This window comes from Hoeflea marina (assembly GCF_003182275.1).
GTDB lineage: Bacteria > Pseudomonadota > Alphaproteobacteria > Rhizobiales > Rhizobiaceae > Hoeflea > Hoeflea marina.
In genome coordinates, this window is sequence record NZ_QGTR01000001.1 from 1,044,417 (window position 1) to 1,057,767 (window position 13,351).

Sequence of the window (13,351 nt, forward strand, 5' to 3'; positions counted from 1 at the left end):
TTCGGCCATTTCTGCCGGTTGTTCGGCGTACTTCCGGGCGATTTTGCCCGGATTTCGCTCATGCGGACGCCGTTCGCCCCTGATGCCACACATAGGGCAGCATGTTGTAGGCGATATTGGCCATGCCGATCTTCAGCTTCGCCCTGCCCCGATGGTTCTGACGAAGAGTTTCATCTTTCTGCCGGGCAAAGACATGCTCGACAGCAGACTTGACCTTTGATCGCCGCCCATTGGCTTTCGACATCGTCTCCGACATCGGCTTGCCCTTCGGCTTCTTCTGATGAATGTCAGGCGTCAGGCCGTTCCTTTCCAGCCATTCCTCGTTCCTCTTCGAGCGGTAGGCGCTGTCGGCCCAGACGGTGGATGCCGTGTTGTCTTTGGCAACGACATTCCTCAATTGGGCGCCGTCATGGGAGCTTGCACTCGTCACCGTCCATCGTCGGATGAAGCCGTGCGGCCTGTCGATGCCCGCGTGGTTCTTGTAGCCGAACATCGGAATGGCGATGTCATGGCTCCTGGTCGCGGCCGAGGTCGGCGTCACCGTGGGCTGCTTGGCTTTGGCATACTTCACCGTCCACCGGGCGTCGCGATCCTTCCGCGCCAGCTTGGCGGGCTTGTCCTGCCAGGCTTCCGTTTCAGGGCCTTGGCCAACGGCTTCTCTAACACAGACCACGGAATGATGGCATTGAGCTCTCAAGCGGATCGCCGACCGCGCTCAATTGGCTCGTAACGTCCAGATCCCAGAAGCCAGGCTGCCCACGCATCATCCGGTCGCCACAAATCGCACTGACCGGGTTGGATCATGATTTTCCGAAAAAGGGGGAGGTGTTTTCGGGGTGCCCACTCTTCTTAAACTCCGTCGCCCAGAACTCCGAGCTTGGTGTCGGGGTTGTTTCTCTCCGGCATCCTTGGTGACGATGCCAGAGACAACCGTGCAAAACATCGCTTTACTTCTTGAGGTGAACACAAATCGGTGCTGCCGGAAAGGTTTTTTACGTGAAGCCGGCATCTTAAGGCCAGTCCACACGTCGTGCTCCGTACCCACGTTTCGAGCTTTGCATCTTTTGCTCGAATGTGCGCATGAAAGCTGATCGATCTTGGAATTCAGTTACTCAGCCATTTGACTTCACGAGCCACTTATCGCCTATTAGTTGTGCACGAATCGTTGAGGAAAAAGAATGCCGATCGACCGTACTGGACCTGTTACCACCGGAACACAGCAAAATCTTGTTGAGGGGGTAAGATCGTCTCCGATGAGCACAGTTGCAGTCAGCGCTGTAATGAGTCAAGTGGAGGTTTTCGCCGATCAACTCGTCTCGATTTACAATGCTCAGGTTGCGGCCGGCGAAGTCGGCCTCGGAGGATCGGGAACAGCTTCGGATGATCCGATCATTGGCGCGCGCGCGCCCCGAGCCTTGTTTTACGGTCGCATACAAAGCGGCAAGACTGTTTCGATGATATTGACCTCGGCGCTGGCTTTAGACAATGGCTTCCGTGTCGTTGTGGTGTTGACGACCGACAACGTAGCGTTGGTAAAGCAAACAGCGAGCCGTTTCAAGGATCTAGACGGACCCCGGGTTTTCGCCGCAGTCAAAGAGGGCTCCTCCTATGAATGGGAGGGCCAAGAGCAGGAGCTCCGCGAGACCCTGGCTAGTGACGGCATAGTCCTAGTCTGTGCGAAGAACCACATAAACCTTCCTGAAGTGATCAGGTTCCTTCAACAACTGGATGCTTCGAATTATCCGGTGCTCGTCCTAGATGATGAGGCCGATGCAGCCACTCTCGATACTACTTTGGCAGCTCGATCTTCCGGAAAGCCAAACGCTCCACAGTTTCGGAGCAAAATGCATCGTCTTGTTGTGGCGAATGATCGGCCAGATGAATTAGGATTTTCCTTGGGAGAAGAGCTGCCCCACAGCCTCTATGTTCAAGTCACAGCAACCCCATACAACCTTTTTCTGCAAAGCGAGAATGCGGATCTACGGCCGACCACCACCTTTCTTCTCGAACCCGGCGCAGGCTACACCGGAGGGGACATCTTCTTTGGCGACTACGACCCCGAGGCGGCAGAAGGCGTGGCGCCGAGAAATCTTGTGTTTGTTGGTGCAAACGAAGCTGTGCTTATGCGGCGGTCGGCGCCACCCGGTTTGGCAAGATCAATCAATTTCTTTGTCTTGGCCGCCAGTGCTCTCTCAATCGAGAGGAATTGGCCGGCCCAGGGTTTCAAACATCTCTCGCATACGAGCCACAAAATGGACGAGCACGAGACGGTGTCAAATTACATCGAGGCTCACCTAAATCTTCTACGAAGGAAATTAGCAGGAGACCTCGTGGAAGCGCGCGCGTTCTTCAATGAGGCTTACAAGGAACTTGCCCGGACCGTCTACAACTGTCCGCAGCTCGATGAGCTAATATCAATAGCGAAGTCAGCAATCCGGCATTCAGAGGTCATAACGATAAACTCTAAGGCAGACGTGCCGGTCTATGGCCCCCGACTAAATTTCCTTATTGGCGGAAACATCCTCGGTCGAGGACTGACCATCGATGATTTGCTGAGCACTTACTATATACGTGAAGCGAAAACGTCTCAAATGGACACTGTTTGGCAACATGCACGCATGTATGGATATCGACAGTCATATCTAGACTACGTTCGTGTTTACTTGCCTCACAGACTAGCAGTAAGGTTCCGCGACATCCATCGAGCTGAAGAGGCACTGAGGCGGATGGTCCGAAGCAAGGACGGTAGCGACACAGTCCTCATCAGAGTGCCATTTGCTTCCCGCCCCACGCGACCCAACACACTGGACGTCGGTGCGGTGCGAACAGTGCAAGGAGGCCGTGATCAGATAAATCCGCAACGCTACGAAGAGGATAGAGGTGCTGCAGCTACTGTGTTGGATATGCTCAGGGCAAACGGTGTGCCGACCACTGAGGGAGATCGCGAAAAACGTGCGACCACAGTGTCTTTAGAAACAATCAACAGTCTTATCGAAATCGTCGTTGTCCCAGATGATGATCCTGGCCTTTGGGAGCTCGAAACCATTCAAGCACTCATTCAGGCATTTTCTGACCAGATGCAGAACGGTGGCATTGTCTACGTTCGTGATCTGCAGGAAACAGAAGCGGGGCGCGATCGAGGTAGAGCGCGATTAAGCGGTCCAGAGATTGCACTCATTCGTAGCCGATCGCCACGAGCGCCGGCGCTTGCACTGCTGTATGTAGGTGATGCAGAGACACCAAAAGCTTGGTTTCCTACGATTGTCATGCCAGAGGGCAGCCCGACATACGTATTTGCCGGCGAATAATCGATCCAGGGAGAAGGGCGCTTACACCGCTCTTACGCCTTCTCGATTCTCAATATGCAACTTGATTGAGCGAGCAACTGCCTCTCCGAGCTTTACTGGCACCGCGTTGCCGATCTGGCGCGCCAATCGGAGCTGATTCACACGCTCGCCGGGGGCAACAAATTCAAAATCAACAGGAAATGACTGCAGAACCGCGGCCTCGCGGATGGATATTGCGCGATCCTGTTCCGGGTGTCCAAATCTTCCATTGCCTATGCCGAGGCACTGGGTGGTAATAACCGGAGAAGGTTCGTCCCACTTCATACGGCCGTAGACGGCCCTGAACGACTTTCCGCCCGGCTTTCGGTGGCAATCGAGGTGAAGGCTAGGATCCCAGTCCTTCCAGCTACCTCCTTCGCGGGTAGCTCTTATGCGCCTCAAGTTTGTCTCCTTGAGATTGCGCGATTGGTGCAACCGGTCTTGGGGGTGAGCCTCTCCTGCGTTGATCTGTGGCAGCGAGCCTATTGCCTCCCTAACCGTCACAGGCGACGCCAAATGCGTGGGTTCGACGAGGTCAACCTCCCCAAATAGGGATGCGAATAGTACCAACCTTGTTCGCCTCTGCGGAACGCCATAATGTTGAGCCCGCACCTTATGATACGTGACTTTGTAACCAGCCGTCTTTAGCCGGTTCACGAAACTCTCGAATGCTGGGTGGGCCGCGACCCGAGTAACGTTCTCCATGGATACAATTTCGGGCTTCGTTTCCTCAATTATACGAGCGAACGCACGGAGCAAGTTCCATCGCTTGTCCGCATCCTCGGCCGTTTCATTCTGGCGATATCGGCCCGTGTACATGGAGAACGGCTGGCACGGTGCGCATCCTACAAGAACCCTCGTTGCCCCCGGCGAGTAGAGTGCGGCGACTTCCTCGCCGCTCAACTCTGCCACATTCGTTGGCACGAACTTGGCATTGATGTTCCGCTCATAGGCATACTTGCAACTAACATCGATATCGAAACCCGCGAGCACATTTAAGCCAGCGTGACGAAATCCAGCGCTAAGCCCGCCCACACCACAAAATAGATCGACTACTTCGATTTTCATAATTTAAGATAGCAACCCAGAGGCCGAACGTCGACGGTCAAAATGCAACTTTAACAGTTTTATCGCGATTCATGGGGCGAGTACACCGGAACTGGTGGCCGCTGTGGGAATCGAAGCCACACGGGCGTAGCCCGAGGCATTTTAAGTGCCTTCCGTCTACCAATTTCGGCAAGCAGCCATCCAATCCAACACGTGTCTAGACTCTGAGTAGACATACGTTCATTGGGCCTATATCAGGCCTTCACCGGTTCGAAAAGGCCGATGGATTCATGGTCATCACGCATAATGTGCCTTCATCCTGGCCGGTTGACTGGCCGGATCAAATGTCTCGATTGGCACACAATATCATAGAATTACCGATTTTGCACAGGCACTGGGGCCGCTTCTCTGGCCGGTTGCCTGGCCGCCTTACACCCGCTCCGCGGGCTCCGGGCAACCGTTCGGGGCGGCATCCGCCTGCCATGGCGCCGCCGCCCGCGCGGCCCTTCCCCGGGCAGCAAAAAGCGCCCGGCTCTCGCCGGACGCTTCAGCAGGAATGCTCACCCTCAGGCGGTGGAGATCACCGCGGTCCGGGCGGTTGGTGTCAGGCCACCAGCTTGGCGGTGATCTCGGCCACGCGCTTGCCCTGGAAGTGGGCGCCTTCGAGTTCCTGGTCTGACGGCATCCGAGAGCCGTCGCCGTTCGAGGTGGTGGTCATGCCGTAAGGCGCGCCGCCGCGGACGACGTCGTTGCCCATCTGGCCCTGATAGGCATAGCTCAGCGGCACGATGATCATGCCGTGATGCTGCAGCGCCACCTGGGTCGAGATGATGGCGAACTCGGCGCCGCCGTGCTGGGTGGCGGTCGAGACCATCACCGAGCCGACCTTGTTGACGAGCTTGCCTTCGGCCCACAGCGGACCGGTCTGGTCGAAGAAGTTCTTGAGCTGCGACGACATCGCGCCATAGCGCGTGGAGGCGCCGACGATGATGGCGTCGTAGTCGGCCAGTTCGAGCGGGTCGGCTATCGCGGCGTCCTGGTCGAGCTTGTAGTGGGCGGCCTTGGCCACCTCGAGCGGCACCAGTTCGGCGACGCGCTTGATGGTGACGTCCGCGCCGCCTTCGCGCGCACCCTCCGCGGCGGCCTTCGCCATCGCTTCCATGTGTCCCCAGCTCGAATAATAAAGCACCAGTACTTTCGCCATGCCAGTCTCCTGTGTGTAACTCTCTCCGCCGCGGTTTGTCCGCAATGGTCTCGATGCGTTACATAGGCCTCTCACTGTTCACTGGTAGCCCCCCGAGGCTGCACAGTTCGTTCACAAAAAAGCCCGGAACCGCCGAGTCGCCGACCGGCTCCGGCGCGCGAATCGGAGTCCGGCCATGATTCGGGGCAGCGGCGGCGCGATATTTTGCCGCCTCGCCGCCCGGCGCGTTTCCGCTTTGATCGCGGATGCGCTATCGATGCGGTTCAACAGGATGACACCATGACCCACGACACCATCGTCACGGCCGCAGCCCTCGCCATCGGCGACGAGCTGCTTTCGGGCCGCACCAAGGACAAGAACATCGGCCATCTCGCCGAACTGCTGACCGCCGCCGGCATCGACCTCCTGGAGGTGCGCATCGTGCCCGACGTGGAGGAGCGGATCGTCGAGGCGCTCGACGCGCTGCGCTCCCGCTACGACCATGTCTTCACCTCCGGCGGGATCGGCCCCACCCACGACGACATCACCGCCGACGCCGTCGCCCGCGCCTTCGGGGTCGCCTGCGTGCACGAGGACGCGGCCATGGCGCTGCTCTCCGCCCACTATGCCGAGCGCGGCATGGAATTCACCGACGCCCGCAAGCGGATGGCGCGCATGCCGGTGGGCGCCACCCACATCGACAATCCGGTCAGCCGCGCGCCGGGCTTCAGCATCGGCAACGTGCACGTGATGGCGGGCGTGCCGTCCGTGTTCCAGGCGATGCTCGATCAGGTGCTGCCGACGCTGCCCACCGGCATCCGGCTCATCTCGCAAAGCGTCAACTGCCCCTTCGGCGAAGGCGACATCGGCGGACCGCTGACTGCGGTCGCCAGGGCCCATTCCGACACCAATATCGGCTCCTATCCGCGCTTCGACGGCAAGTCGTTTTCCACCGAGATCGTCGTGCGCGGCCGCGACGCCGGGGCCGTGGCCGCTGCGGCGGCAGCCGTCGAGGCCATGCTGGCGGAGGTCGCGTTGGCCCGGCAGGCGTCGGCCGGCTGATTGACACGGATCAAGGCGGAGGAGGCCACGCCGGAGCACAGTTTTCAGGAAGGGCCGATTGCGGCCTGAATCGAAGGGAGTTTTTCATGTCCTACAGAACCATCCTCGCCGTGCTTTCGACCAGGACCGACGTCGGCCCCGTCGTCGCCGCCGCCCAGCGCCTGGGCTGCGGCCGGGACATCCATCTCATCGGCTGCCACGGCGAACCTTCGCAGTTCGTGGTCATGGGCGGTCCGATCGACGTTCCCGACGCCACCACGATCGCAGTCCTCTACGAAGAGGCCGATGCACGCATGCGCGTGCTCGGCGACGCCTTCTCAGAACTGTGCACGCGCGAGGGGCTCTCCTACGAATGGCGTCCGGTGCACACCCAGGGCGGCGACAGCGCGCAGTCCTCGGTCAGTTCCGCCCGGGTCGCCGACATCGTGCTGGTGCGTCAGCCCGACCGGTCAAAGGAAGAGGTCACGACGCCGGATTTCGAGGCGCTGATGTTCGAATCGGGCCGTCCCGTGCTGTTCCTGCCCGCCGACGGCGCGCTTGCCGACCCGGTCGAGCGCGTGCTGATCGCCTGGGACGGATCGCGCGAGGCCGCGCGCGCCGTGCATGACGCCATGCCGCTTCTCAAGGCCGCCAAGAGTGTCGACATCGTCATCGTCGACGCGGATCGCCAGGCCAACCTGACCATGCCGCTGCCGGGGTCCGACATCGCCGCCAGCCTGGCGCGCCACGACATTCATGCCGAAATCTCCACGGTGGGCCGCGAGGGCCGCTCCACGTCCGACGCCATCGCCGGACAGGTGGTGGCCACCAATGCCGATCTCCTGGTCATGGGGGCCTACACCCACCAGCGCATCAGCCAGTGGCTGTTCGGCGGCGTCACCCGCGCTTTTCTCGACAAGCTCTCGGTGGCGACACTGATGTCGCGCTGAGCCCGCAACCCGCAGCGGATCGCCCGGATGCCCTGATGCCGGAGATCCGCCCGTTGACCCGACCCCAAGGCCGGTAGCCGGGAACCGGCCTTGGGGTCGGCGGTCAGGTGAACCCGGCCGTGGCTTGCCAATGCCGGCCTTCATCGGCTAATGGCTCCATCAGCCAATTCCGCGCGGCCCCGTTTGCGCCGCCATCCTGAGGAGCCCCCGATGTCTCTGCCCGACAAGGCCTTCCCCGTCTCCTGGGACCAGTTCCATCGCGATGCCCGCGCGCTTGCCTGGCGACTGAGCGGCACCGGCCAGGTCTGGAACGCCATTGTCTGCATCACGCGCGGTGGCCTGGTGCCGGCGGCGATCATCTGCCGCGAGCTCGATATCCGTCGCATCGACACGGTTTGCATCGCCTCCTACCACGACTACAGCTCGCAGGGCGAAATGCAGGTCCTCAAGGACATCAATCCGGAGATTCTCGCCACTGGCGGCGTCGGCGTGCTGGTCGTCGACGACCTGACCGACACCGGCAAGACGGCCGCGATCGTCCGCGCCATGCTGCCCAAGGCGCATTTCGCCACGGTCTATGCCAAGCCGAAGGGGCGTCCGCTGGTCGACACCTTCGTCACCGAGGTCAGCCAGGACACCTGGATCTATTTCCCCTGGGACATGGGCCTTTCCTATCAGGAGCCTATCAACAAGGAATCGCGTGGCTGACGCGGAGCGTCAGACGCCGCCGTAGAGCCCGTCGTCCTCGGGCTTGGCCGATCCCTCGTTGCTGCTTGCCAGCCCGAACTCCTTGACCATCGCCACCGTGTCGATGTCGACATCCAGCGCCGCAGAATAAGCGACCGTGTAGGCGCTGACCCGGTAGCCGTGGCGCTTGAACAGGTGGATGGCGCGGACATTGCGCGCATGGGTATCGAGCCTGGCCCTGTCGAAGCCGCGACCGCGGATTTCCAGCTCCAGATCGGCGAGCAGTTCCGATCCGATGCCCCTCCCCTGGAAAACCGGCGCGACCCAGAGATCGGTGATCTGGTCGTCGGCATTCTCCGACGCGCCCCAGCCGGCGAGGTCGCCGTCCCATTCGGCCACGAGAATGTCAGGCCAGTTCCGGACGCAGAAATTCACATAGGCAGACGTGGCGTTCTCGCGCATCTTCTCGACATCCTCGCCCCAGGCGCTGATCGCCTCCTGCCAGGCGGCAAGGCCGATCAGCGCAAGATCTCGGGCATCGGAGGACTTGGCGGGTCGCAATGTCAGCATTCAACAGCACTCCGGATGCACCCGGCGTTCGGTCCTGCGAAGGGGCGACAGCCACACTAGCAGGTTGCTGCCATTTGCAAAGCGACGGGCGGACCGCGGACCCGCCCGCATCGGCGGCGCGTTCCGCTCCGGTGCGGTGTGGCGGGCGAAGGCCGGGCGGCGATCCCGCCCGCGCCTGTCACTCGATGGTCACCTCGGTGCGTTCGGCCGCCGAGACGCTGACCGGCAGCTCCTTGTCGGGTGCCTGTCCGTCGCCGCTCATCGTCGCCACGGCCTTATAGTCTCCCGGCGGCGCGGTGATCTGGAACTCCTCGCCATAGCTGCCGCCGATCGGCTCGCGCCGGCCCTGCAAGTCTGCCTTCGCCGGCAGGATGTCGATGCGGTAGGCGCCCGGCGCCCTGACATTGAGCACGCCGGCGTTGAGGTTGACGCTGACCGGTGTCATTTCACCCTTTTTCACCGTCACCGGCTCCTCGACGCTCGCCGCCCCCAGTTCGGCGCGCAGCAGGTAGTCGCCGGGGGCGAGCTTGAACCGGTTGCCCGGGCCATAGCCGCCGGTGATATCCTTGCGTTTTCCGTCGATCGACATCTTCGCCGAAAGCACATCGACCCGGAGGCTGCCGTCCTCGACCAGCGGCCCGCCGTCGCTGTAGGTGACGTCGGCGGCCAGCACGCCGGCGGCGGCGACGAGCTTCCTGTCGACCACCTCTCCGGCCTTGAGCACCAGGCTTTCCTCGGTACTCGCCTCGCCCAGCGAAGCCGTCAGCTGCACATCGCCCGCCGGGACGACGAACGTGCCCTGGCCGTAGCCGCCGGTCTCGCCGCCCGCGACCTTGATGTCGAAGCGGGCGCTGTCATCCACCTCGGCCGCCTCGTCGGCCGCCACCGAGACACGGATGATGCCGGCATCAAGAACGAAATTGCGTGTCAGCAGCTCGGTGGCGCTGGTCTCGACGACCTGCTCGACCTTCACCAGATCCTTGCTGAAGCGGACGAGATAGCGTCCCGGATCGAGATGCTCGCTGAGCGGCATGGCGTAGCTGTAGAGTACGTTGTCCTTGCCCGGAGTATCACCGTTCATCAAGAATGCCTCCCAGGTGCCCTCGGGATCGTTGTCGCTGCTCTCGGCGGTCAGCGAGGCGGTGAACAGGATGTTCTTCTCGAGCATTTCCGGCTGCGGCTTCGGCGCGGGTTCGGGAGCCGGAGCCGGCTGCGCCGCGACGGTCTCGGTCAGGGCGCCGGCGAGTTCGGCGGCGTTCGACGCCTGCAGATAGCGACCGCCGGTGTTTTCGGCGAGGCAGGCGACCTTCCTGCCCTCCTCCGCCGTGAGCCCGAAGCCGATGACATGGGCGGTGAAGTCTATGCCGGCGGCTTCCAGTTCGCTCGCCAGCGCACAGGGGTCGGCGTTGCAGGTCTCGATGCCGTCGGTAATCACGATGACGGTGGCCTTGTCTTCGGTATAGGCCAGGCTGATCGCCGCCTGCTCGACCGCGTCGGCGATCGGCGTCTTGCCCTTCGGGTTGAGTTTCCGGACAGCGGCGGAGATTGCATCGCGGGTTCCCGGTTCGGGCCTGACGATTTCCTCGATGTCGCTGCACGAGCCCTTCTCGCGGTGGCCGTAGGCGATGAGTCCGAGATCCAGCGTGTCGGGAATGCCGCCCAGCACCTCGGTCAGGGTTTGACGGGCGATCTCGATCTTGGTCTTTCCGTCGATCTGGCCCCACATCGAGCCGGATGCATCGAGCACGATGATGGCCTTGTCGTTGGCGGAGGCGGCAGTGGGCGTGAAACCAGCGAGGGCGAGCCCAAGGGTCGCCAGGAATATACGGGTGGACATGAGAACCTGCCTTTCCATCCTGCCCCATGCAGGAGTCCCATCCGCCTACGACATTCGGGGAAAAAGGACTGTGCGGGATCGCACAGCGCGCGCGGTCGATTGCCGCCGGCGGCTGCGGAGCGGAGCGGTTCTTCACAGTGCGGCGCGGATCTTTCCCGACAGCTTCGACCGGATCAGCTCGTAGGACCGGCGCAGCCGCTCGGCAAGTTCATCCTCCTCCATCCCGCCCCAGCGGATCCGCACCCAGCTCGCATGAAGGTAGGGCGCCTTCTCGGCCCGGCCCATTTCAATCAGCAGATCCGCCGTTTCGGTGTCCGCGCATTTGAGACTGACGCCGTGGTCGTCGCTCGCGCCTATGACCGCGAACATCTTGCCGCCAACCTTCCAGCAGTCGTGGCCGCCACCCCACGGATCGGACTTCTCCGAGCCGGGCAAGGCTGCACAGATCCTGTTGACGGCATCGCGCGACATCCAAGCAGTCTGCCACATGGTGCGGCCGACGCAAGCTCAGTCTTCCAGCACCCGCTTCAGGTCCGCGCATTCCTCGGCAACCGACGCGGACGGCCGCGGCTGCCCTGCCCTCCGGTACCAGTAGGCGGCGTTGCCCTCGTCCCCCTCGATCCGGTGGCAGAGAGCGTGCGCCCGGTCGAAGTCCGCCTCGCCCTCATGGGCCTGGCAGAGATCGTGCAGGGCCGACCAGGCCTGCCCCGTGACGAAGTCTTCGGCGGCAAGCCGATCAAGCGCATCGACAAGAATTTTGTTGTTTTTGGTCATGGCGTTGGCCTCCGATCCTGATTCATTCCGACAACTCTGCTCCCGTCCAATGGTGCCACGCGAACCGGGAACCGCAAGCCCGCTCCGCGTGGAGCGCCGGCGCCTGAACCAGCCGGCGAGAGCAAAGCCGACGAGGCCGATGGCCGTCAGGACCAGCACCGCGCGCGGGCTCAATTCCGCCATGTTGGCCCCGGCATACGCCGTCAGCGCCGTGATCGGCAGAATGCCGACGGCGGTGGTCCACAGGAAGGTCGTCCAGGAGACGGCAGTCAGCCCGGCGCAGTAATTGACCAGATTGAAGGCCACGAGCGGCGTGAGCCTGGCAAACAGCAGCCCCGCGGCGCCCTGGTCCGCGACGATCCGGTCGAAGCGGTCGAGATGGCTCAGATCGGCATGACGTTCGATGAGCCCGCGGCCGAAGTGCCGTGCCAGCCAGAAGGCCAGCACCGCCCCGAACATCGCGCCGGTCCAGGTCACCAGCGTGCCGGCAACAGTGCCTAGGATGGCGCCGGCGCAGAGCGCGATCACCTCCGCGGGGATCGGCACGAAATTGTGCGCCACCATCATCAGGATCAGCAGGGGGATCGCCCACATGCCAAAGCCCTTGACCCAGTCCATCAGCGGACCGGTGTCGAAACCGGGCAGAACAAGCCACGAACCCCCGACCAGGCCAAACGCGAGCACGGCAACGAGCAGGTAGACGGCAAGGGTGCGGCGATGGCTCATGCCTGTCATGGACGGCCTTCCTGCGGCGGCGCGGCCAGCAAAAACCGGCGGGCGCGGCAGATCCCTATACCGGTGCCCGGACGGGTGCAAGGATACACCGTCCGGGACTGGTTCCGGAAACGGCACGTACAGGCGCAACCCATACCGGTTCAGTCACCGAGCGTGTCGGCGACATAAGCGCCGCGCTCGCCCATCGGCTTGTCGGGCGATAGCGTGGTGTCGATCGCCGTCTGGCGCTCGACCTCGGAATTAAGTTCTCCTCCGGTCACCACCACGATGACCGAAATCCACAGCCATGTCAGAAAACCGATCGGGGCGCCCAGCGAGCCATAGCTGGCGCTGTAATTGGCAAAATTGGATACGTACCAGGAGAAGATCGCGGAGACCGTCATCACCGATACGGTGGCGAAGACCGCCCCCGGCGTGACCCAGCGCCATTTGGCACTCCTGCGGTCGGGTCCCCACCGGTAGATGGCCGAGAGTCCCAAAACCGTGCCCAGGGCAAGGCCCATGAAACTCAGGGCCCTGACCACCCATTCCATCCGCGCATCGACGGGCATGAACGAGATCGCCCACGGCAGGATCACGACACTCGCAAGCGCCAGCGCGGCGAGAACCGCGCCGCCAAGCGTGAACAGGAACGCCAGCCCGGTGACGTGGAGAAAACTGCGCCGCTCCTGTTCCCCGTACGCGACGTTCATCGCCTCGAAGAGGCCCTTCACGCCCAGGCTGGCGCTCCACAGAGAGATCAGAACGGCGATGATGACGGCCCAGCTCAATGTGCTCGCTTCCTGGGAAGACAAGCGGACGAGTTGGTCGCGCAGGATTTCCATGCCGCCTTCAGGCACGAAGCGCTCGACAAGCGCCAGCTGTTCGGCGATCGAATGCCGATCGGACACAAGGCCATAGAGGGAAACCACTATGCTGAGCGCCGGCACCATGGCCAGAAGCACATACAGCGTGACGCCGGCCGACACCAGCATCACGCGATCGCGAAAGAAGCTCTCGACGGTGCGCCGGCCGATCAGCCACCAGCCCATCGGCGGAATCTTCCGGGCGCTGTCGGCATGACGGCCGATGCGCGGCCGGAGCGAACTGTCTTCTGGTCTTTCGATGGAATCCGGCACCTTCCGCCCTGTCGATTGTCGCCTTCGTCAGGGATCAACCATCGTCAGGCACAATCGTTCCGCCCGGCGCAGCGCAGCTGCGG

12 protein-coding genes and 1 tRNA gene are annotated in these 13,351 nt (G+C 62.2%); 4 read left to right on the forward strand and 9 right to left on the reverse strand.

Going from position 1 to position 13,351, the window contains the following annotated elements; all coding sequences use genetic code 11:
* Positions 1-58: 58 nt before the first annotated feature.
* Positions 59-571: a transposase gene (locus tag DFR52_RS04675; RefSeq protein WP_245415187.1), complete on the reverse strand. Its 513-nt coding sequence runs from the start codon at positions 569-571 to the stop codon at positions 59-61.
* Positions 572-1,178: 607 nt separating this feature from the next.
* Between DFR52_RS04675 and DFR52_RS04680 the strand changes: the two genes are divergently transcribed.
* The gene (locus DFR52_RS04680) at positions 1,179-3,308 is read left to right on the forward strand and encodes a Z1 domain-containing protein (RefSeq protein ID WP_110030703.1); all 2,130 of its coding nucleotides are present in this window, start codon (positions 1,179-1,181) and stop codon (positions 3,306-3,308) included.
* A 21-nt stretch (positions 3,309-3,329) separates the two neighbouring features.
* Here the strand turns inward: DFR52_RS04680 and DFR52_RS04685 are convergent, their stop codons facing one another.
* The 3 genes from DFR52_RS04685 to wrbA all read right to left on the reverse strand — a co-directional run bounded on the left by DFR52_RS04685 (position 3,330) and on the right by wrbA (position 5,577).
* On the reverse strand, positions 3,330-4,394 hold the full coding sequence (locus DFR52_RS04685; RefSeq protein ID WP_110030704.1) for a DNA cytosine methyltransferase: 1,065 nt from the start codon (positions 4,392-4,394) through the stop codon (positions 3,330-3,332).
* A 92-nt stretch (positions 4,395-4,486) separates the two neighbouring features.
* Positions 4,487-4,572: transfer RNA gene (locus DFR52_RS04690), tRNA-Leu, on the reverse strand.
* A 405-nt stretch (positions 4,573-4,977) separates the two neighbouring features.
* Complete coding sequence (gene wrbA / locus DFR52_RS04695; protein WP_110030705.1) at positions 4,978-5,577, reverse strand: NAD(P)H:quinone oxidoreductase type IV; 600 nt, start codon at positions 5,575-5,577, stop codon at positions 4,978-4,980.
* Positions 5,578-5,856: 279 nt separating this feature from the next.
* Here wrbA and DFR52_RS04700 point away from each other — a divergent pair, with 279 nt between their 5' ends.
* From DFR52_RS04700 to gpt, 3 genes are all read left to right on the forward strand, one after another.
* A complete protein-coding gene (locus DFR52_RS04700) occupies positions 5,857-6,618 on the forward strand; it encodes a competence/damage-inducible protein A (RefSeq protein WP_110030706.1) in 762 nt (253 codons plus the stop codon).
* Positions 6,619-6,704: 86 nt separating this feature from the next.
* Complete coding sequence (locus DFR52_RS04705; RefSeq protein WP_110030707.1) at positions 6,705-7,547, forward strand: universal stress protein; 843 nt, start codon at positions 6,705-6,707, stop codon at positions 7,545-7,547.
* 210 nt (positions 7,548-7,757) lie between these two features.
* Entirely contained in the window at positions 7,758-8,255 is a 498-nt protein-coding gene (gene gpt, locus DFR52_RS04710; RefSeq protein WP_110030708.1) for a xanthine phosphoribosyltransferase, read from the forward strand.
* 9 nt (positions 8,256-8,264) lie between these two features.
* On the opposite strand, the gene DFR52_RS04715 is transcribed toward gpt, so the two are convergent.
* The 5 genes from DFR52_RS04715 to DFR52_RS04735 form a co-directional block, all read right to left on the reverse strand.
* Positions 8,265-8,804, reverse strand: coding sequence for a GNAT family N-acetyltransferase (locus tag DFR52_RS04715; protein WP_110030709.1), 540 nt, complete (start codon positions 8,802-8,804; stop codon positions 8,265-8,267).
* A gap of 178 nt (positions 8,805-8,982) precedes the next feature.
* Positions 8,983-10,641 carry a vWA domain-containing protein gene (locus tag DFR52_RS04720; RefSeq protein ID WP_158284856.1) on the reverse strand — a complete coding sequence of 553 codons (1,659 nt, stop codon included), beginning with the start codon at positions 10,639-10,641 and terminating at the stop codon, positions 8,983-8,985.
* Positions 10,642-10,773: 132 nt separating this feature from the next.
* A complete protein-coding gene (locus tag DFR52_RS04725) occupies positions 10,774-11,112 on the reverse strand; it encodes an MmcQ/YjbR family DNA-binding protein (protein ID WP_110030711.1) in 339 nt (112 codons plus the stop codon).
* 36 nt (positions 11,113-11,148) lie between these two features.
* Complete coding sequence (locus DFR52_RS25030) at positions 11,149-12,150, reverse strand: TVP38/TMEM64 family protein (RefSeq protein ID WP_110030712.1); 1,002 nt, start codon at positions 12,148-12,150, stop codon at positions 11,149-11,151.
* Between the two features lie 140 nt (positions 12,151-12,290).
* Positions 12,291-13,268 (reverse strand): YihY/virulence factor BrkB family protein, encoded by a 978-nt coding sequence (locus DFR52_RS04735; RefSeq protein ID WP_110030713.1) that lies wholly within the window; start codon positions 13,266-13,268, stop codon positions 12,291-12,293.
* Positions 13,269-13,351: the final 83 nt, after the last annotated feature.